Below are 20,494 nucleotides of genomic sequence, written 5' to 3'. Positions count from 1 at the left end.
AGATCGTGGAGACGCTGATCGAGGAGGCGTTGAAGCTGGCCGAGCAGATGCAGCAGGACGGTGTGCCCTCCGGCGAACCCACCGTCGCCGTCAGCGAGTAGTCCGCGACTGTTGGTGCTGTTGCTCATCTGCCTCCCGACGGCGGCCCGCGATAGGGTTCCTCCGTGTTGAGCAGTTCGGTGGCGACGACCCGGGTCCTGGAGGCGGACGACCTCCCGGCGGCCCTTGAGGTGCTCGACCGCGACCCGATCGCCAATGCTTTCGTCGCCGCGCGGGTCGCCGTCGCCGGACTGGACCACTGGCGCCTCGGCGGCGAGATGTGGGGCTGGTTCGACAACGGCCGGCTGGACGCCCTCTGCTACGCGGGCGCCAACCTGGTGCCGCTCAGTGCCGGACCCGAGGCCGTGCAGGCCTTCGCCGAACGGGCCCGGCGCGCCGGGCGCCGCTGCTCGTCGATCGTCGGCCCGGCCGAGGCGACCGGTCTGCTCTGGTCGCTGCTGGAGCCCAGCTGGGGCCCGGCCCGCGAGGTCCGGGCCAACCAGCCACTGATGGCGACCTGGGAGCCCTCGGCCGAGATCGCCCCGGACCCCCGGGTCCGCCGGGTCCGGCGCGACGAGATGGACCTGCTGCTGCCGGCCTGCGTCGCGATGTTCACCGAGGAGGTCGGCATCTCCCCGCTGGCAGGCGACGGCGGCCTGCTCTACCGGGCCAGGGTCGCCGAACTGGTCGGCACGGGCCGGGCCTTCGCCCGGTTCGAGGCGGGCAGGGTCGTCTTCAAGGCCGAGATCGGCGCCGCGACATCGCGTGCCTGCCAGATCCAGGGCGTGTGGGTGGCCCCCGGGCACCGGGGCAGGGGCCTGTCCAAGGGCGGGATGGCCGCCGTGGTCGAGCACGCCCTGAACGAGGTCGCCCCGGTGGTGAGCCTCTACGTCAATGATTTCAACACCGCTGCCCGGGCCTCCTACCGGCGCGTGGGCTTTTCCGAAGTAGGCACCTTCATGAGCGTGTTGTTCTGAGCCGGTGCCACTTCTGAGCACCTGAGTGGCAGGAGCGGCGGGAGTTCGGGGAAGCCGCTCGTACGGACGCGCTCCGTGCATACACTCGCGCCGTCATCACCTTGAGTGACATTCCTCCCCCGGGCGGTCCCCCCGCCGCGCCGAATGCCACCCTCCCCCAAGGTGCCCTCCGGCAAAGGACAGCGAGTGTTAAGCAGCCATCGGCGCCACGGCCGACAGCACCAGCAGCAGAGCACCACCCGGCGGGCGGGCTCGCACCGCTCCTGGCGCCAACGGATCCGCAGGACCCGCTACGCCTCACTGGTCGGCGCCCTCGCCGGCTTCCTCGGACTGGCCACCCTGCTCGGCACCGCCTTCGGTGCCACCACCGGAACGCCCGCCCCCGCGGCCGCTCCGGCAGCGGCTCCGGCCGTCCCCAACGCCGACTGCACCCTGATCGTCCCGCCCAATCCGCTCAGCGCCGCCGGCCTCGCCAGGCCGTACCAGCTGACCGCCACCAACGCCGCCATGGGCCCCTGCAACGAGGGGAACGCCAACCAGTCCGCGTTCGTCCAGGCCACGGTGGTGGATCCGGCGACCGGAGCGCTGTCGGTCTACGACCCGCTGGTCGTCGACAGGGGCACCAAGCCCGCCGCCGCGCCGGTGCTGCCCACGCTCCCGGCCGGTGCCGTGGTCGGCATCTGGTTCGGCTTCAACGGCAACAACCTCACCCTGCGCAGCCAGAACGGCAGTCTCAGGTCCGGACGCTGCGTCAACGGCGGCAACGGGTCGATCTTCGGACAGTTCGCCTTCTGCAACGCCTCCGCGTTCTTCGGCGCGGCCAACGCCGCCGAGGCGGCCGGACGGCTCACGGTGCCGCCGCTCGGCACCGGCAAGGACGGCAGGACCTGCCTGAGTACCCGGGACTTCGGCCTGGTCGACCAGGACCAGAGCGACAACGTCACCACCGAGTACCTCTCCGACGCCAATGGACGTACCGCGCAGAAGACCGCGGCCAACACCGCGGCCATGGCGGGTTCGCTCGCACTGCTCAACGGCAGCGACAACCTGCTGCTCACCAGCTTCGTCGACCCCGCCCTCGGCTGCACCGCCTTCACCGCCCCCGATCTGGCCAACCCCGGCGTCCAGGCCACCTCGCTGGGGCTGGACGAACTGCAGGCCGCGAAGGACCAGGCCGCTCCGGTCGCCCTGGTGCCGCTGAACGACCCGATGGTGCTGGTGAACGCGGCCACCAACCGGGCCAAGACCAACCTGTACCGCGCCGGTGTCGACCAGCCCAGGCTCGGGACGGCGGCCAACGGCGACCCGAAGACCTACTGCACCGACCTGACCACGGTCGGCACCCCCCGTATCAACGCCGACCAGCAGTTCTTCGCGGCCGCCCCGTCACCCCAGGCGGGGCAGAACCTGTTCGACTTCCTGACGGCCCGACTGGCCGCCTCCCTCACCAACCTCAACTGCCCGGCCCTGGGGGTCGGCACCGCACCGTCGGCCAGTGCCTCCGCGAGCGCCACCGCGAGTGCGTCGGCCGGCGCGTCGGCCAGTGCCTCGGTCAGCCCGTCGGCCGGTGCCACGGCCGGTGCCTCCGCCGGTGCCACGGCCGGTGCCACGGCCGGTGCCTCCACCGGCGCCTCGGCCGGTGCCGCCCCGTCCATGAGCCCGACGAGTGCCCCGACCAATGCCCCGACCGGTCCGCCGACCACCGCCCCGACTCCGGCCATGGCGGCGAGCGCGACCGCCGGAGCGGCGCTGCCGCCGGGCGGGGGCGGCAGCAACGTCCCGCCCCCCGCCGCCATGCCCGTGGCCATGCAGACGTCGATCGGTTCACCGGTCAGCGTCGCGATGGACAACCCCACCGGGGCGGCCCCCGCCGCCCCGGCACAGGCCACCGGGGCCTCGCCCGGCGTGGTCCCGGCGCATGACGTCGCTCCGCAGCCCCAGCCGGTGGGCACCCAGCTGGGCAGCGCGCTCTCCAGCCCCCCGGCGATGACCCAGCCGATGACCGGCTCCACCGGCTCCACCGGCTCCACCGGCTCCACCGGCTCCACCGGCTCCACCGGGATGACCAGGGCGGCCGCGGCCGCCTCGACGACCGCTGCGGCGGCCATGGCGACCACCCCCGGCCGTGGCACCGGCCAGGTGCCGGGTCCGAGTGCGACCTCCGGTACCACCGCGCCGATGCTGGCGCACACCGGAGCCTCCAGCACCACGCTGCCGACGCTCGGGCTGGCCGGGTCGCTGATCCTGCTCGGCCTCTCCGCCTTCCTTCTGGTCGGGAGGCGCCGGCCGCGATGACTCGTCGTCGGTCACGGGCGCGGGAGACTGTCCCGCCCCGTGGCCGACCAGGTAGCGTTCGAGGCCATGAACGACGTCACGATCGAGCCCTTCGACCTCTCCAAGCGGGTCGCGGAAGCACTGGCGGTGCAGGCCGCCGCTTTCGGCCTCAGCAGTGAGGAGGTCGCGGTGCGGCTGCAGATCGTGGGCCGGCACGCCCTGCTCCCCGGGGTACGGGCCTTCGGCGCGGTGCAGCGCAGCCGTCCCGGCGGCCCCGAACGGCTGGTCGGCTTCGGCTACGGCATGCCCAACGACCGTTCGCACTGGTGGAGTTCGGTGATCGAACCGCATCTGGAGGCGAACGGCCAGGGCTGGTGGCTGGACCACTCCTTCTCCGTGACCGAGTTGCACGTCCACCCCGACTACCAGGGGCTGGGCTTCGGCCGACGGATCATCACCACGCTGTGCGCGGGCAGCGGGCTGCCGCGCACCATCCTGTCGGCGATCGACCGGGAGACCCCGGCCCGGGCCCTGTACCGCTCGCTGGGCTACCGTGACCTGGCCCGGCAGGTCATGTTCCCCAACACCGCCGTCCCCTACGCGGTGATGGGAGCCCCGCTGCCGTTCCCGCCCCGGCCCTGATTCTTCGGATGGTCCAGGCCCCACTGCTGTGTCGGCAGGGTGGCCAGCAGCCTGAAACCACGCTCGGTCGCCTCCGTGGTCAGCGTCCCGCCGGCCGCGGACAGCCGCTCCCGCAGCCCGCGCAGGCCGTTGCCGGTAGCGACGGCCCCGGCGCTCCCGGTTCCGCCGTCGACGCGGCCCGCGTCGACGCCGACGGGGCTGCCGGCCCCGTCGTCGCTGATGCTCAGCCGTACCGGTTCGGCGGCCCGGTCGAGTTCGATCTCGCAGTGGCGGACCCCGTTGCCGTGCCGCACCACATTGGTGACGCCCTCGCGGACCACCCAGGCCAGCAGGCCCTCCGCCTGCGCGGGCAGGGTCGGTCCCGAGTCCTTGACGACGGGTTCGATCCGGGCCGCGTTCAGCAGCGAGCGGGCGCGGTCCATCTCCTCGGCCAGTCCGGTGTCCCGGTAGCCGGAGACCGCCTCGCGGATCTCGGCCAGCGCCTTCCGGCTCACCTGCTCGATGTCCTCGGCCTGGGCGAGTGCCGCGTCCAGGTTGGCCGGTGCCAGCCGGCGCACCGCCTCAGCCTTGAGCGCGACCACGGACATGGTGTGCCCCAGCAGGTCGTGCAGGTCACGGCTGAACCGCAGCCGCTCCTCGGCCACGGCCGCGCGGGCCAGTTCCTGCCGGGTCTCCTTGAGCTGGGCGACCACGGTGAACAGCTTGGACATCACGAACACGATGCCCCCGGGCAGCACCGTGGTCCACACCGCGTTGCCCGCGGAACTCCCGGAGCCGCGCATGTAGGCGGTCAGCGCCGCCAGCGCGGGAACGCCGATCAGCACCAGCGGTCCGAACCGGTCCGGCACCACCACCGCGCAGATGATGATCAGCAGCGAGTACAGGATCAGCCCGTGGTCCAGCGATCCCGCCAGCGCACCGGTCACCGGCACCAGCAGCAGGGCCAGCGCCAGCGGCAGCCTGCCGCTGTGGAAGCGCGGCCGGAAGCTGGTGACGATGGCCGCGCAGTACAGCACGGCGAAGATCCCCAGCCCGACGTACGCGGCGATCGGGTGCGGGTACTGCCCCTGCAGCACCGGGTGCAGCGGGCTGTAAATCATCAGCACCCAGGGCAGCAGGCTGTACGGGTTGAAGCCGCGGATCTTCTCGATCTCCTCGTCGGTGATCCGTTTGCGCTGGAGACGGCCAACCACGGGCGGGTCCTCTCATGGACGAAGTCGCGCCGAACAGGTACGGGACATGCCGGGTCCGGAGTCGTGCGGTGCGGAGCAGGTGGAGTGCGGCATATGTGGTTCAGAGCATGGTAGTTCAGAGCATGGCAGGTCAGGGGTGTGCCGAGGCGGGGCAGGGTGGTCGGGCCCACGGCTCGGCCGGGCAGGGGTGCGGTGGTCGCGGGGTCACAGCATCGCGGCGAACTCGAGGTAGAGCTGGGCGGCGTCGGTGTCGCCGAGCTCCAGGTTCCACAGCCCGGCCGCCACGGTGCGGAACAGCGTCCAGCCGCGCAGCCGGTCCCGGTCCACCTCGACGGCGTCCGACAGCCGTTGCAGCCGGCGCCGGGCGGCGGCCTGCGGACCGGCGACGCCGACCAGCGTCTCCAGCCGGTCCTGGGCCAACCAGGCCAGGTCGTAGGCCCGTTCGCCGACCAGCGGCTTGGGGTCGATGGCGAGCCAGGGGGAGCGGTCGGCGGACAGCACATTGCCGTGGTGGAAGTCGCCGTGCAGCAGCAGCTGTTCGGGCTCGCTGCCGAGCAACTCCTGGGCCAGCGCCAGGGCTTCGTCCACCAGCGGCCGTACCTCGGCCGCGGCCGGCAGCTCGCGGCGGCGGCGCAGCGTCCCGCAGAGCCCGGTGACCCGGTCGCCGGCCGGGGTGAACGGGTGGCCCGGGGGCACCGGGACCCAGAGCCGCTGCAGCGTGCCGGAGGCCTCGATCATGGCCTTGCTCTCGGCCAGGGACAGCAGTGGCACCTCGCCGTTCAGCCGCTCCAGCAGCATCGCGTCGTCCTCGGGCGCGGCCTCGAACAGCCGGACCGCGCCGCGGCCGTCCCAGTGCGCCAGCGCCGCGTGCTCCTGTGCCGTGTCCGGGGCGGGCAGCCCCAGCTTGAGCACCGCGGGGCTGCCGTCGGCCCGCCGGACGTAGACCACCAGGCTGATCCGGCCGCCGGGATCGCACACCCGCTCGACGGTCAGCTCCCACCGGTCCAGGTAGCGCCGGACCAGGCCGGGCACGGAGTCCAGCCAGGCGGACCCGGACTCACCGGCCCACCGGGCGACCGTCTCCCGGAGTCGCGCCGGGAGGACGATCCCCCGCTCGGGTCCCGGCTCCACGGCCCGCGCTGCTGCCTGTTCTGCTGCCGACATGCTGGCCTTTCTTGACGCTCCCCCGTGCTACCGCACCACCATTGTCAGCCATCCGCGAGGCCGGGGAGGGCAGTGCCGCTCCCGCGCCAGGTCAGCGCGTCCAGCGCCGACTGCTGCAGGGCGGCGGCCATCGCCCCGCGCAGCGGCCCAGCGGTGGCCTGGACCGCGTTGGCGTGGACGGCGCAGATTCGTTGCTCCACCAGTGCGGCCAGCCGCACCGCCGAGGCCGGGTCGCTGACCGGGGAGGGGAGTTGGTAGGCGGCCGCGGCGGCGACCGGGACCGCCCCGGCGGCGGCGATCCGCTGCTGGAGCGCGCCCCTGCGGTCGCGGTGCGCCTGGTAGGCGGCGTCGGCGCGGGCGCGGCGAGCGCCCGAGAGCTGTGCGCCTATCACGCCGTAGGCGTAGACGGCGGCGTCCTCGGCGGAGAGGGTCGCCTGCAGTGCGGCGAGGGCCGATGCCGGCAGCGGGGCGGCGGCGGGCGCGGGCACCGGCGGTGCGGCGGGCGCGCCGGCGCCGAGCAGGACCGCGTGCTGCGCGCCGTTGGCGGCGAGGGCGGCCAGCAGCCGGGCCAGCGGCGGGGAGACGGTCGCCAGGTCGGCGTACCGGGCCTGGGCGGTGCCCTGTTCGGCGGTGCCGAGCGCGGCGAGTGCGGCGGCCCGGGTGCCGGGGACGGTGACCGGGGTGCCGGTGGACGGGTCCGCCGCGGGCGTGCCGGTCGGGCCCGTCGCGGTGGGCGAGCCGGTGGGCGCGCCGGTGGAGGAGGTGGTGGGCGCGGTGCCGGGCAGCGGCCGCGTGAGCGCGGCCAGTTGCGCGGTCAGTTCCGCCCGCAGCGGCCGCAGGGTGCCGGCCGCCGCCGGATAGGCGGCGAGCACGGCGTCGTAGCGTGCCGCCAGCGCCGTGGTGGCGCGCACCGCCCGGTCCCGGGGCAGGGCATCCGGGTCGAGCGTGGCCGGCTGACCCGGCCGGCCGGCCGCGCCGGGCCTCGCGGGGGTGGTGCCGCAGGCGCTGAGCAGGCCCAGCAGACCCGCGCTGAGCAGGGAACGACGCCGGAGCGCGGAGGCAGTGGTGGTCACGGTCAGGGACGCTACCGTCTGATCGTCCATGGTGGGCGCCGCCCCCGGAAAGTCGCCGAATCGGCACTTGGGGTACTGAGCGGATAGGCTGTGGGCTGTTCTTTGCGACCTTCCGACAACAGCAGACGCGGCCGAGGAGTCACCCGGATGAGCACCACCCTGAACGACCGGCTGCAGGAACTGCTGGAACCCCTCGCCGTCGCGGCGGGCGTGGATCTGGAAGAGGTCGTGCTCAGCAAGGTCGGCGGGCGCCGCGTCCTGGACGTCGTCCTGGACGCCGACGGGGGCGTGGACCTGGACGCGGTCGCGGACCTCAGCCGGGCGTTCGGCGAGGTGCTGGACGGCCCCGCGGGCACCGCGATCCTGGGCGACGGCGAGTACCGCCTGGAGGTCGGCTCCCCGGGCGTCGACCGGCTGCTGACCAAGCCCCGGCACTGGCGCCGGGCCCGGACCCGACTGGTCAAGGCGCAGCTCAGCACGGGTGGCGAGGTCACCGGCCGGGTGCTGGAGTCGGATGACGAGGGCGCCCTGCTGGAGATCCCCCCGGTCAAGGGCAAGGGCAAGGCCACCGAGCGCCGCCTGGCGTACGCCGAGGTCGCCAAGGCCCGGGTGCAGGTGGAGTTCAACCGCAAGGGCCTCGACGACGCGGACGACCCGGACAGTGACGACGTCGCCGACGACCTCGGTGACGACCTGGACGACCTGGACGGCGCGGAGTCCGGCGCGCACGACGAGGCGTGAGCAGTAGTACCCGAACAGCAAGAAGAAGAGGAGGCGTAGCCGTGGATATCGATATGAGTGCCCTGCGCAGGTTGGTGCAGGAGCGGGAGATCAAGTTCGACCTGCTGGTCCAGGCGATCGAGTCGGCCCTCCTCATTGCGTACCACCGCACTGAGGGCTCGCGGCAGAAGGCCCGGGTGGAGCTGAACCGGGAGACCGGCCATGTGACGGTGTGGGCCAAGGAGGACGCGGACGAGGTCGCCGAGGGCGGCACCCCGCGTGAGTTCGACGACACCCCGACCGGCTTCGGCCGGATCGCGGCCAGCACCGCCAAGCAGGTCATCCTGCAGCGTCTGCGTGACGCCGAGGAGGAGCTGACCTTCGGCGAGTACGCGGGCCGCGAGGGCGACATCGTCTCCGGTGTGGTCCAGCAGGGCAAGGACCCCAAGAACGTCCTGGTCGACATCGGCAAGATCGAGGCGATCCTGCCGGCCCAGGAGCAGGTGCCGGGCGAGGAGTACAAGCACGGGCTGCGGCTCAAGTGCTACGTGGTGGCGGTGCGCCGCGGCGTCCGCGGCCCGTCCGTGACGCTCTCGCGGACCCACCCCAACCTGGTCCGCCAGCTGTTCGCGCTGGAGGTCCCGGAGATCGCGGACGGTTCGGTGGAGATCGCCGCCATCGCCCGTGAGGCGGGCTTCCGCAGCAAGATCGCGGTGTGGACCGGCAAGTCCGGCCTGAACGCCAAGGGCGCCTGCATCGGCCCGATGGGCGGCCGGGTCCGCGCGGTGATGGCCGAGCTGCATGGCGAGAAGATCGACATCGTCGACTGGTCGGACGATCCGGCCGAGATGGTCGCCAACGCGCTGTCGCCCGCACGGGTGACCCGGGTGGAGATCGTGGACTACGACACCCGCTCCGCGCGGGTGACCGTGCCGGACTACCAGCTGTCGCTGGCCATCGGCAAGGAGGGCCAGAACGCCCGCCTCGCGGCCCGGCTGACCGGCTGGCGGATCGACATCCGACCGGACGTCGAGGTCGGGAGCCACGACGGCGGCGACCGCGGCGAGCGCGACGGCGACCGCCGGGACTGACCCGAGTCCGCATATATGGGGTCGGAGCGATGACCATCAGAGGGGTAGACTTGGACGTGTCTGGCCGGACGCGTGACCGATCATGCCCGGAACGCACCTGCGTCGGGTGTCGGAAACGAGCGGCCAAACACGACCTGCTGCGTGTGACGGCGGTCGAGGGCGCCTGCGTCCCCGATCCCCGCGGCACGCTGCCCGGTAGAGGTGCGCACCTGCACCCCGTGCCGGGGTGCCTTGACCTGGCGCTGCGCCGCCGGGCGTTCCCGCGGGCGTTCCGCCTGCAGGGTCCGCTCGACACCGCCGCGGTCCAGGCGTACGTCGAGGCACTGCCGAAGGTCTGACATGACAGCGCACACGCCTGTCGCACCCATGTGCGGCAGGCGAGCACCAGGTACCTCGCGAGTTCGAAAGTAGGTCGAGATTGCGATGAGCACTCGATGAGTACGCGATGAGTACGAGCATGAAGTAGCGACGGTCCGGCGGAACACCCGGACCTCAAAGGAGCGAAGTGGCTAAGGTCCGGGTATACGAACTCGCCAAGGATTTGGGCGTTGAGAGCAAGGTCGTCATGGCCAAGCTCCAAGAGCTCGGCGAATTCGTCCGTTCGGCGTCCTCGACGATCGAGGCGCCTGTCGTACGTAAGTTGGAAGTTGCCTTCGGTGGGGCGAGCAGCCCCGCGAAGCCCGCGGCGGCGAGCAAGCCGGCGCCCCCCAAGCCTGCCGGGTCCGCGCCTGCGGCCCCGCGCCCTGGCGCCCCCCGTCCCGCTGCGCCGCGTCCGGCCGCAGCGCCCAAGCCCGTCGCGGCCGAGGCTGCCCCGGCCGCGCCCGCCGCTCCGGCTGCGCCGCGTCCCGCCGCCGCGCCCGGCCCGCGTCCCGGTGCTCCGGCGCCGCGTCCGCTGGCACCGGCCGCCGAGTTCTCGGCTCCGGCTCCGGTCGCCGCCGCACCCGAGGCGCCGTCGGCTCCGGCCGCGCGTCCCGCTGCTGCGGGCCCGCGTCCCGGTGCTCCGGCGCCGCGTCCCGCCGCGACCCCGGGCGCCCGTCCGGCCGGTCCGCGTCCGGGCAACAACCCCTTCACCTCCAGCAACACGGGCATGTCGCGTCCGGGCGCCCGTCCCGGTGCCGACCGTGACCGTCCCGCCGGTGGCGCTCCGCGCCCCGGTGGCGACCGTCCGGGTGGCGAGCGCACCGGCGCCCCGCGTCCGGGTGGCGAGCGCTCCGGTGCTCCGCGTCCGGGTGGCGACCGTCCGGGCGCTCCGCGTCCGGGTGGGGAGCGCTCCGGTGCTCCGCGTCCGGGCGGCGACCGTCCGGCCGGTGGCGCCCCGCGCCCCGGTGGTGACCGTCCCGGTGGCGCCGCGCGTCCCGGTGGCGACCGTCCCGGTGCGCCGGGTGGGATGCCCCGTCCGCAGGGCGGCCCCCGTCCCGGTGGCCCGAGCCCGTCCGGCATGCCCCGCCCGAACCCGGGCATGATGCCGCAGCGTCCCGCGTCCAACGGCGGCCCCGGCCGTCCCGGCCCCGGCGGCCGTGGCCCGGGTGGCCCCGGTGGCCGTCCGGCCGGTCCCGGCGGCGCCGGTGGCGCGCGTCCCGGCTTCCAGGGCCGTCCGGCCGGTCCGGGCGCACGTCCGGCCGGTGGCGGCTTCGGCGGTCGTCCGGGTGGCGGCGGCGGTGGCGGTGGTGGCGGCTTCGGCGGTCCCCGTCCCGGCGGCTTCGGCGGTCGTCCCGGCGGCCCGGGTGCCCGTGGTGGCACGCAGGGCGCGTTCGGTCGCGGCCCCGGCGGCCGTCCGGCGCGTGGGCGCAAGTCGAAGCGTCAGCGTCGCCAGGAGTACGAGGCCATGCAGGCCCCGTCGATCGGTGGCGTGATGCTGCCCCGCGGCAACGGCCAGACGGTCCGGCTGTCGCACGGCGCGTCCCTCACCGACTTCGCCGAGAAGATCAACGCCAACCCGGCGGCGCTCGTCTCGGTGATGCTCAACCTTGAGCAGATGGTCACCGCGACCCAGTCCGTTCCGGACGAGACGCTGCAGCTCCTCGCCGAGGAGATGGGCTTCGTCCTGGAGATCGTCAGCCGTGACGACGAGGACCGCGAGCTGCTGGAGTCCTTCGACATCGACTTCGGTGCCGACGAGGGCGACGAGGACATGCTGATCGCGCGTCCGCCGGTGGTCACCGTCATGGGTCACGTCGACCATGGAAAGACCCGCCTGCTCGACGCGATCCGCAAGACCAACGTGGTGGCGGGCGAGGCCGGTGGCATCACCCAGCACATCGGTGCCTACCAGGTGACCACCGAGGTGAACGGCGAAGAGCGCGCCATCACCTTCCTGGACACCCCCGGTCACGAGGCGTTCTCCGCCATGCGTGCCCGTGGTGCCAAGTCCACCGACATCGCGATCCTGGTGGTCGCGGCCAACGACGGCGTCATGCCGCAGACGATCGAGGCGCTGAACCACGCCCAGGCCGCCGGCGTGCCGATCGTGGTCGCGGTCAACAAGATCGACGTCGAGGGTGCCGACCCGACCAAGGTCCGCGGCCAGCTGACCGAGTTCGGTCTGGTGGCCGAGGAGTACGGCGGCGACACCATGTTCGTCGACATCTCCGCCCGCCAGGGCCTCAACATCGACCAGCTGCTCGAGGCCGTCGTGCTCACCGCCGACGCCTCGCTGGACCTGCGGGCCAACCCGGAGCAGGACGCCCAGGGCATCGCGATCGAGGCGCACCTGGACAAGGGCCGCGGCGCCATGGCGACCGTCCTGGTCCAGCGTGGAACGCTGCGCGTCGGCGACTCCGTCGCCGTCGGCGACGCCCACGGCCGCGTCCGCGCCATGCTGGACGAGAACGGCAAGAACGTCACCGAGGCGGGTCCGTCCCGGCCGGTGCTGCTGCTCGGTCTGACCTCGGTGCCCCGCGCCGGTGACAGCTTCATCGTCGTCGACGACGACCGCACCGCGCGTCAGATCGCCGAGAAGCGTTCGGCCCGTGACCGCAACGCCATGTTCGCCCGCCGTCCGATGCGGATCTCCCTGGAGAACCTGGACAAGGCGATCGCGGCCGGCGGTATCCAGCAGCTCAACCTCATCATCAAGGGCGATGTCTCCGGTTCCGTGGAGGCCCTGGAGGACGCGCTGGTCAAGCTGGACGTGGGCGAGGAGGTCGAGCTCCGTATCCTGCACCGCGGTGTGGGTGCGATCACCGAGTCCGACGTCGACCTGGCCATGGGCTCCGACGCCATCATCATCGGCTTCAACGTGGTCGCGGCTGCCCGCGCCCGCACCGCGGCCGAGCGCGAGGGTGTCGACATCCGCTACTACTCGGTCATCTACCAGGCGATCGAGGAGATCGAGGCGGCGCTCAAGGGCCTGCTCAAGCCGGAGTTCGAGGAGGTGCGCCTGGGTTCCGCCGAGGTGCGCGAGGTCTTCCGCTCCAGCAAGTTCGGCAACATCGCGGGTGTCATCGTCCGCGAGGGCCTGCTGCGCCGCAACGCCAAGGCACGCCTCATCCGCGACGGCAAGATCGTGGCGGAGTCCCTCACCATCGAGGGCCTGCGCCGCTTCAAGGACGACGCGACCGAGGTCCGCGAGGGCTTCGAGGCCGGTGTCACCCTGGGGTCGTTCAACGACATCAAGGTGGACGACGTCATCGAGACCTTCGAGATGCGCGAGAAGCCGCGCTCGTAGCCGGCTGACGGTCGGGGCCGGTCGACAGACTGTGCTGGTCCGGGGGGGCAACCCCCGGACCCCCGCACAAACGTGTCGACCGGCCCCGGCCGCGTTCAGTACGGTGGCGGCTCCACCACTACGAGGCCTTCAGGTCGGCGTGACCTGTCTCTCATGTTCGTAGGAACACTGACCTTCGACCTGCTTCTCGGCGACGTGCATTCGCTCAAGGAGAAGCGTTCGATCGTCCGGCCCATCGTGGCCGAACTGCAGCGCAAGTACAGCGTGTGCGCTGCCGAGACCGGCAACCAGGAACTGCACCGGCGGGCCGAGATCGGCCTGGCCGTGGTGTCCGGGGACGCCGGATTCGTCGCGGAGGTCCTGGACAGCTGTGAACGGCTGGTGTCCGGGCGTCCGGAGGTCCAGCTGCTGGCGGCACGCCGCCGGCTTCGCGACGACGATGACGAATAGCACAATCAGACATGGCATCCCTAGGCGGGTGCATCCGGGTACTGTGCCGTCCACGGGCCCGGAGACCGATGGTCGCTCTGCCAGTCTGCAGGGCCCACAGTACGAGGAGGACCAGTGACCGACACCGCGAGGGCGCGTAAGCTCGCAGACCGCATCCGGGTGGTCGTCGCGGAGACCCTGGAGCGGCGGATCAAGGACCCGCGCCTGGGCTTCGTGACCATCACCGACACCCGGGTGACGGGTGACCTGCGTGAGGCCACCGTCTTCTACACCGTCTACGGCGACGAGATCGAGCGGGCCGCCTCGGCCGCCGCGCTGGAGAGCGCCAAGGGCGTGCTGCGCAGCGAGGTGGGCCGGCAGACCGGGGTGCGTTTCACCCCGTCGCTGACCTTCGTCGCCGACGCCATCCCGGACACCGCCCGGCACCTGGACGACCTGCTGGTCAAGGCCCGGGCGCAGGACGCCGAGGTGCGCAGCGTCGCGGTCGGCAAGACCTACGCCGGTGAGGCCGACCCGTACCGCAAGCCGGGCGAGGACGACGAGCTCGACACCGACGAGGACGAGTAGGCGTGACCGGCACCGGCCCGCAGGCCCAGGGGGCGCCTGCCACGATCGTGGCGGGCGCCCCCGCCGTGCCCTCTCCCCGGGTCGGGCCGGGTGCGCGGCGCGCCGCCGGGCCGGGCGTCACGGAGGGCCCGGACCACTCCGGGCGGCCCGGCGCGCCGACCGAGCAGGCCTGGAACACGGTGGTCGGTGCCATCCGCCGGGCGTCCTCGGTCGACCTGGTCTGCCATGTGATGCCGGACGGCGACGCTCTGGGCTCGGCACTGGCCACCGGTCTGGCGCTGCGCTCGCTGGGCAGCGAGGTGCGGGTCTCCTTCGGGGACGACCCGCAGATCGTGCCCGGCTCGCTGGAGTTCCTGCCCGGCCAGGACCTGCTGGTGCCGGCCGCCGCGGTGCCGGACCGCCCCGAACTGATGATCAGCTTTGACGTGGCCGACGCCCACCGGCTCGGGCTGCTGCGCGACAAGGCCGAGGCCGCGACCGCGCTGGTGGTCGTCGACCATCACGCCTCCAACGGCGGCTTCGGCACCCACCAGCTGATCGACCCCGCCGCCCCGGCCACCGCGGTGCTGGTGGACGAGCTGCTGCGGCGGCTCGGCGTGCCGCTGGACCGGGAGATCGCCACCTGCCTCTATACCGGCGTGGCCACCGACACCGGCTCGTTCCGCTACGCGGCGACCACTCCCGCCACACACGAGCTGGCCTCCCGGCTGCTGGCGACCGGGCTGCGGCACGACCTGATCTCCCGGCGGCTGTGGGACACCCAGTCCTTCGGCTACCTCAAGGTACTGGCCGCCGCGCTGGACCGGGCCGAGCTGGACCGTGAGGCCGCCGCCGGTCTCGGCCTCGTCTGGACCACCGTCCCGCACGCCGACCTGTTGGCCCACGGGGTCCTCCCGGAGGAGATCGAGGGCCTGATCGACGTGGTCCGCAAGGCCTCCGAGGCCGAGGTGACGCTGGTGCTCAAGGAGGACCCGGACGGCACCCTGCGCGGCTCCTCGCGGGCCAAGGGCGCGGTGGACGTGGCGGCGGCCTGCGCCGCCCTCGGCGGCGGCGGCCACGCCTACGCGGCCGGATTCACCTCCCACGACTCCGTCGCCGACACGGTGGCGCGGTTCCGCGCCGCACTGGCCCCCACCGGGCCCCGCCCGTAGGGCACCTACCCCGACCGAAGGTTCTGATCGTTGAAGCGCAAGGGAACCGGGCCTGACGGCCTGGTCATCGTCGACAAGCCCGCCGGCATCACCTCGCACACCGTGGTGGCCCGGATCCGCAAGCTGGCCGGCACCCGCAAGGTCGGCCACGCCGGCACCCTGGACCCGATGGCCACCGGAGTGCTGGTGATCGGCTGCGAGCGGGCCACCCGGCTGCTCGGCCACCTGGCGCTCACCACCAAGACGTACGAGGCCACCATCCGGCTCGGCCAGTCCACCGTCACCGACGACGCCGAGGGCGAGGTGACGGCCACCGTGTCCACCGCGGCCGTCACCCCGGAGGCCGTCGCCGCCGGGATCGCCGCGCTGACCGGTGACATCCAGCAGGTCCCGTCCTCGGTCAGCGCCATCAAGATCGACGGCAAGCGCTCCTACAGCCGGGTCAGGGACGGCGAGGAGGTCGAGCTGGCCGCCCGCCCGGTCACCGTCTCCCGGTTCGAGGTGCACGCGCGGCGCCCGGCGCTGGCCGAGGACGGTACCGAGCTGGTCGACCTGGACGTCACCGTCGACTGCACCTCCGGCACCTACATCCGGGCGCTGGCCCGCGACCTGGGCGACGGCCTCGGCGTCGGCGGCCACCTCACCGCGCTGCGGCGCACCCGGGTCGGCCCCTACACCGTGGCCGGCTCGCACACGCTGACCGCGCTGGAGGACTCCTTCGCGGACGCCGTCCTGCCGATCGCCGACGCCGCCGCAGCCGCGTTCCCCCGCTGGGACGTCGACGCCGACCAGGCCCGGCTGCTGGTCAACGGGGTCCGCATCGACGCCCCGGAGATGGACGTCACCGAGCCCGTCGCCGTCTTCGACCCCGACGGCCGCTTCCTCGCCCTGATCGAGGAGCGCGGCGGCAAGGCCAAGTCGCTGGCCGTGTTCGTCCAGGACTGACCGGCCGGGTGACGGGTCACTCCAGGCTGACGGCCACCATCCCGAAGTCGAATCTCCTCGAAAGTCGGTGCCGGCTGCGACATCCTGATGCTCTCCCCTGGGCCTCGGCGTGCGCTCGGTCGTTCTCTCAACGCACCGGGACCGCCGATCCGCTGCACGAGCCGGCCGCGGGCGTTCAAAACGGCGGTTCACCCGACCGGGCGAGCGCGTGAGGTGAACCGGGGTGGTGCGCGGGGCGGATGGGGTCGCGTGACTGCGGGGGTGGGCACGCTTCGCTCGGGGTGACCGGGCGGGGGTGAGCGGTGCGGCGGCTGGACGAGACGCTGGTGCGGGTCTGTGACCTGGCCGGGCATTGCCGAGGGGTGGCGTTCCCGGTGGACCGCGAGGGGACGCTGCTGACCAGCCACGAGGTGGTGGACGACCTCACGGCGATGCTGCTGACCTGGCCCGGCGGGGCGGTCCGGCGGATCGGCGCGGCGGAGGTGCTGCCGCTGCCGGAGTACGACCTGGCGCTGCTGCACACCGACGCGGTGCTTCCGCCGCTGGCACTGGCCGGAGGCCACGGCACCCGGCTGGTCACTGTGCCGGTCGCCGACCGCGCGCTGCAGGGCGGTATCGCCGGAGTGGTGACCGCCCGCTACGCCCCCGCCGACCGCTGGCACCTGATCGCCGACACCTGGCTGCTGGACCTCGACCAGGCCCCCTACGGCCTGCCGCTGGAGGCCGGCGGGGCCCCGGTGCTGGACGCCGAGAGCGGTGCGGTGGTGGCCGTGGCCACGGTGGCGCTCCGCAGCCGCGGCCACGGGTCGGTGCTGGTGGTACCGCTGCGCACGGCGGCGGGCCACCCGGCCGTCGCCGACCTGCTGGCCCGCAACGCGGTCACCGTCCCCGGGTTCGGGCGGGCGCTGAACCTGGCCGGGGTGCTCGACATCACCGCGGCCACCCTGGGCGGTCTCGGTCCGCGCGCCGCGATCCGGGTGGACCGGCCGGACGGCCTGCTCGCCGCCGTCCCGCACTGGCCCGCCGACCGGCCGGTGCTGGCCGTGGTGGGGGAGCCCGGCAGCGGGCGCAGCACCGAACTCGCCGCACTGGCCGTGCACCGGGCCACCGCGGCCCATCGTGAGCCGACGGTCTGGCTGAGCGGGGCGGACCTGCGGATGGACGACGCCTCGCTGCTGGACGCCGTCGACCGGGTGCTCCGTGCGGTGGACGGCCGGGTCGGCACCGCCCAGGTCGCCCGGCTCGCGGCGGACGCGCACCGCCCGCTGCTGATCGTCCTGGACGGTCCTGAGGAACTGCCGCCGGGGCTGCTGCCCCGGCTGCCGGAGTGGAGCGCCGAGACCGGACGTCGGCTGCGCCGTGCCGGGGCGCGACTGGTGCTGGGCTGCCGCCCGGAGTTCTGGGAGCAGGCGGGCAGGTACTTCTCCGCCGAGGACCTGCACGGCACCGGCGGCCCCGCCCCGACTGCCGCCGTGGACGGCGACCCGCCCGCCGCCCCGCCCCGGCTGCACCTCGGTGACCTGCCGCCGGCCACCGCGGCCGAGGCGGCCCGCCGCCTCGGCCTGCGGACGGCCCGGCCGCCGACGCACCCGCTGGAGCTGCGGCTGTACGCGGAGATCCGCGCAGCCCGGCCGGAGCTGCCGGCCGAGCCGGTCCCGGCCCGGGACGAGCTGTTCGGGGCCTACCTCGACCTGGCCTGCCTGCGGATCGCCGAGCGGCTGGGCCGGGGCACCGACGGCACGGCACAGCCGCGTCCCGCAGCGAGGCCGGCCCAGGGCCGCGCCTCGGGTCCGCCGCCGCGCCGGGCGCGGGGCCGGAGGCAGGGCCACTGCCGTACCGCCACCGCCGCCGCCGGGCGGGTGCACGAGGCGGCCCGGCTGATGCTGGGCCCGGGCGGCGGGGTGCTCGAACCGCAGGCCTTCGACGAGCTGTTCCCGCAGGCCGGCGGCTGGGCCAGGGCGGTGCTCGCGGAAGGTCTGCTGGTGCCGGCCGGGAGCGGCTACCGCTTCGCCCACGAGGAGTTCTCGGACTGGATCCAGGGCGGTCACCTCGACCTCGCCACCGCCCTGGCCACCCTGCTCGGGGACCGCGAGCCGCCGGTCCCCGCCCCGGTGCCGAGCAGGCCGGTACCACGCGGCGCCCACCGGCGCGGCGGCCCGCGCGGCGTCGCCGTCCCGTCCCCGGCCCCGCCGCCGGTCCCGCCGGGGCCGGAGTTGCTGCCGGTGCCCCGGTTTCGGATCGGACCGGTCCGCGAGGCGCTGCTGCGGATCGCCGGTCCGGACGAGCCCGCCGCGCTCGAACCGTGGCTGAGCCGGCTGGTGCTGCGCCTGGACGGCCCCGAGGCGGCCCCGCCGGACTCCGAGGCGCACTGGTGGACGGTGAACCTGCTCACCTCCACCCTGCCGCGGATCCCGGACCCGTCCCCGCAGCTGCCGCTGCTGCGGGCCCTCGCCGCCCGGATGGCGGCACGGGCCCGCGCCGGCACGCCGACCCTCGGCATGGACTTCTGGACGGCGCTGCGGCTGCCCGTGGCGACCCGGGTGGAGCTGCTGCGGCTGCTCGCCCGCTCCGGCACGCCGGAGCCGCTGTACGCGGTCGCCGACCTGCTGCGCGCCGACCCGCAGCAGGTGCTGCCCGCGCTCTGCGGCTGGCTCAGGGACGAGCAGCTCGCCGCCACCGCGCTGGAGCTGCTGCGTTCGCAGCGCCGGATCGCCCTGGACGACCTGGCCGAGGCCCTGGTCGGCGCCGCCCATCCGCGCGCCGACGCGCTGCTGCGCGAACTCGCGGCCACCGAGCCGTCCGCGCTCTGCCGGGCGGTCGACCGCTGGGCGCACGACCCGCGTCCGGAGCGGCATGTCGCCGCCGCCGTGCACGGCACCGCGATCACCCCGGACAGCGACCCGGACCGGGCCCTGCTGCGCTTCGCCGCCGAGGCGCTGCTCGGACGGCCCGGCGAGGAGGCGCTGCACGGGGCGGCGCTCGCGGTGCTGGTCGCCGACCCCGAGTCGCGCGGGCGCCATCTGCCGGCCGCGGTGGTCCGCTACCTGGCCGCAGATGCGCTGCTCCCCGCGCAGGCCCTCGCCCCGGCGCTGGAGAGCCACACCGCGCTGGTGCTGTCCGGGTACGGGCCGAGGCTGCGGCAGCCCGGTGGCGAGGCCGCGGAGATCCTGCGGGCACTCGGCGGCACCCCGGCCCCCAGGGCGCAGCGGGCCGCCGCGGAGCTGGTCCGGGACCACCTGGCGCACCGGCCCGAGGCGGCCGTCGCGGTGGCCGGCTGGCTGGCCGCCAGAGCCCGGCACGGGGTGTCCGAACGGGCCGTGCTGCTGGGCTTTGTCCGCGATCTGATCGCGGACCACCCAGCTCCGGTTCGCGCCGCGTTCCTCGACGCCCTCGATCCCGAGGCTGGTCCGCTGCAGTCCGAGCTGCACACGCTGCTGCGCGACGGGCCGCGGCCGGACCGGCCGATGCGTGACCGGGACCAGGCGCATGGCACGCTATAGGGGTCACAGCGGTGAGTCGAACGAGGAGCGGTCAGGGTGCAGCGCTGGCATGGCCTGGAGGAAGTCCCCGGGGACTGGGGGCGCAGCGTCGTCACCATCGGTTCCTTCGACGGGGTGCACCGGGGCCACCAACTGATCATCAACCAGGCGATCAGGCACGCCCGTGAGCTCGGGGTCCGGTCCGTCGTGGTGACCTTCGACCCGCATCCCAGCGAGGTGGTCCGTCCCGGCAGCCACCCGGCGCTGCTGGCCCCGCACCCGCGCCGGGCCGAGCTGATGGCCGAGCTCGGAGTGGACGCAGTGCTGGTGATCCCGTTCACCGAGGCGTTCTCGCAGGTCTCCCCGGAGGACTTCGTCCGCCGGGTGCTGGTCGACGCGCTGCACACCACGGTGATCGTGGAGGGGCCCAACTTCCGCTTCGGGCACCGGGCTTCGGGCAACGTTGCGCTGCTGGCCGAGCTCGGCGAGCACTACGGCTTCACCCTCGACCTGTGCGACCTCACCGAACAGGCGGAGAACGGCACACCGTTGTCCTCCACGCTGGCCCGCCGCCTGGTCGCCGAGGGCGATGTGGCCGGTGCGGCCGAGGTGCTGGGCCGCCCGCACCGGGTCGAGGGCATCGTCGTCCGCGGCGCCCAGCGCGGTCGCGAACTCGGCTTCCCCACCGCCAACGTGGCGACGGTCCCGCACACCGCGATCCCCGCCGACGGGGTCTACGCGGGCTGGCTGACGGTGGGCCCGGAACGGATGCCCGCGGCCATCTCGGTCGGCACCAACCCGCAGTTCAACGGCACCGAGCGGACCGTCGAGGCGTACGCCATCGACCGGGTCGGACTGGACCTCTACGGGCTGCAGGTCAGCGTCGAATTCCTCGCCTACCTGCGCGGCATGGAGAAGTTCGACTCGCTGGAGGCGCTGCTCGACCGGATGGCCGTGGACGTGAAGCAGGCGCGCGAGCTGACCGACTGAGTGCTGCCGTAAGGCATCACGGCGAACGGCGGAACGGCGGAGGAGGGGACCCGAGGGTCCCCTCCTCCGCCG

The 20,494-nt window shown here is 73.9% G+C and carries 16 protein-coding genes; 13 read left to right on the top strand and 3 right to left on the bottom strand.

The annotated features are described in order from the left end of the window. Positions 1-167 precede the first annotated feature (167 nt). From ABH925_RS32845 to ABH925_RS32835, 3 genes are all read left to right on the top strand, one after another. Positions 168-1,016, top strand: a complete 849-nt coding sequence (locus ABH925_RS32845) for a GNAT family N-acetyltransferase (RefSeq protein ID WP_370154012.1) — start codon at positions 168-170, stop codon at positions 1,014-1,016. A gap of 186 nt (positions 1,017-1,202) precedes the next feature. Continuing rightward, entirely contained in the window at positions 1,203-3,311 is a 2,109-nt protein-coding gene (locus tag ABH925_RS32840; protein WP_370154008.1) for a hypothetical protein, read from the top strand. Positions 3,312-3,377: 66 nt separating this feature from the next. Continuing rightward, positions 3,378-3,932, top strand: coding sequence for a GNAT family N-acetyltransferase (locus tag ABH925_RS32835; RefSeq protein WP_370154010.1), 555 nt, complete (start codon positions 3,378-3,380; stop codon positions 3,930-3,932). Here ABH925_RS32835 and ABH925_RS32830 read toward each other — a convergent pair. The 3 genes from ABH925_RS32830 to ABH925_RS32820 form a co-directional block, all read right to left on the bottom strand. Next, positions 3,887-5,125, bottom strand: a complete 1,239-nt coding sequence (locus tag ABH925_RS32830) for a sensor histidine kinase (protein WP_370154006.1) — start codon at positions 5,123-5,125, stop codon at positions 3,887-3,889. The genes ABH925_RS32835 and ABH925_RS32830 overlap by 46 nt on opposite strands. A 204-nt stretch (positions 5,126-5,329) precedes the next feature. Continuing rightward, positions 5,330-6,289 (bottom strand): aminoglycoside phosphotransferase family protein, encoded by a 960-nt coding sequence (locus ABH925_RS32825; protein WP_370154004.1) that lies wholly within the window; start codon positions 6,287-6,289, stop codon positions 5,330-5,332. A gap of 44 nt (positions 6,290-6,333) precedes the next feature. After that, entirely contained in the window at positions 6,334-7,362 is a 1,029-nt protein-coding gene (locus ABH925_RS32820) for a ferritin-like domain-containing protein (protein ID WP_370154002.1), read from the bottom strand. Positions 7,363-7,509: 147 nt separating this feature from the next. On the opposite strand from ABH925_RS32820, the gene rimP reads away from it, so the two are divergent. The 10 genes from rimP (at position 7,510) to ABH925_RS32770 (ending at position 20,422) form a co-directional block, all read left to right on the top strand. Further along, positions 7,510-8,103 carry a ribosome maturation factor RimP gene (gene rimP, locus ABH925_RS32815; RefSeq protein WP_370154000.1) on the top strand — a complete coding sequence of 198 codons (594 nt, stop codon included), beginning with the start codon at positions 7,510-7,512 and terminating at the stop codon, positions 8,101-8,103. Positions 8,104-8,144: 41 nt separating this feature from the next. Then, positions 8,145-9,173: a transcription termination factor NusA gene (nusA, locus tag ABH925_RS32810; protein ID WP_370153998.1), complete on the top strand. Its 1,029-nt coding sequence runs from the start codon at positions 8,145-8,147 to the stop codon at positions 9,171-9,173. 56 nt (positions 9,174-9,229) lie between these two features. Then, on the top strand, positions 9,230-9,511 hold the full coding sequence (locus tag ABH925_RS32805) for a YlxR family protein (RefSeq protein WP_370153996.1): 282 nt from the start codon (positions 9,230-9,232) through the stop codon (positions 9,509-9,511). Between the two features lie 167 nt (positions 9,512-9,678). Beyond that, entirely contained in the window at positions 9,679-12,840 is a 3,162-nt protein-coding gene (gene infB, locus ABH925_RS32800; protein WP_370153994.1) for a translation initiation factor IF-2, read from the top strand. Positions 12,841-12,993: 153 nt separating this feature from the next. Next, positions 12,994-13,290 carry a DUF503 domain-containing protein gene (locus tag ABH925_RS32795; protein WP_370153992.1) on the top strand — a complete coding sequence of 99 codons (297 nt, stop codon included), beginning with the start codon at positions 12,994-12,996 and terminating at the stop codon, positions 13,288-13,290. 114 nt (positions 13,291-13,404) lie between these two features. After that, entirely contained in the window at positions 13,405-13,857 is a 453-nt protein-coding gene (gene rbfA / locus ABH925_RS32790; protein ID WP_370153991.1) for a 30S ribosome-binding factor RbfA, read from the top strand. Between the two features lie 2 nt (positions 13,858-13,859). Next, positions 13,860-15,008 carry a bifunctional oligoribonuclease/PAP phosphatase NrnA gene (locus ABH925_RS32785; RefSeq protein WP_370153989.1) on the top strand — a complete coding sequence of 383 codons (1,149 nt, stop codon included), beginning with the start codon at positions 13,860-13,862 and terminating at the stop codon, positions 15,006-15,008. A gap of 30 nt (positions 15,009-15,038) precedes the next feature. After that, positions 15,039-15,953 (top strand): tRNA pseudouridine(55) synthase TruB, encoded by a 915-nt coding sequence (gene truB, locus ABH925_RS32780; RefSeq protein ID WP_370153988.1) that lies wholly within the window; start codon positions 15,039-15,041, stop codon positions 15,951-15,953. A gap of 302 nt (positions 15,954-16,255) precedes the next feature. Next, entirely contained in the window at positions 16,256-19,453 is a 3,198-nt protein-coding gene (locus ABH925_RS32775; protein WP_370153986.1) for a serine protease, read from the top strand. 36 nt (positions 19,454-19,489) lie between these two features. After that, entirely contained in the window at positions 19,490-20,422 is a 933-nt protein-coding gene (locus ABH925_RS32770; protein ID WP_370153984.1) for a bifunctional riboflavin kinase/FAD synthetase, read from the top strand. Positions 20,423-20,494: the final 72 nt, after the last annotated feature.

The organism is Streptacidiphilus sp. EB129 (genome assembly GCF_041262645.1).
In the GTDB taxonomy this organism is placed as follows: domain Bacteria; phylum Actinomycetota; class Actinomycetes; order Streptomycetales; family Streptomycetaceae; genus Streptacidiphilus.
The sequence above is the reverse complement of the archived record's forward strand: the minus strand, read 5'-3'. Positions and strand labels throughout refer to the sequence as shown.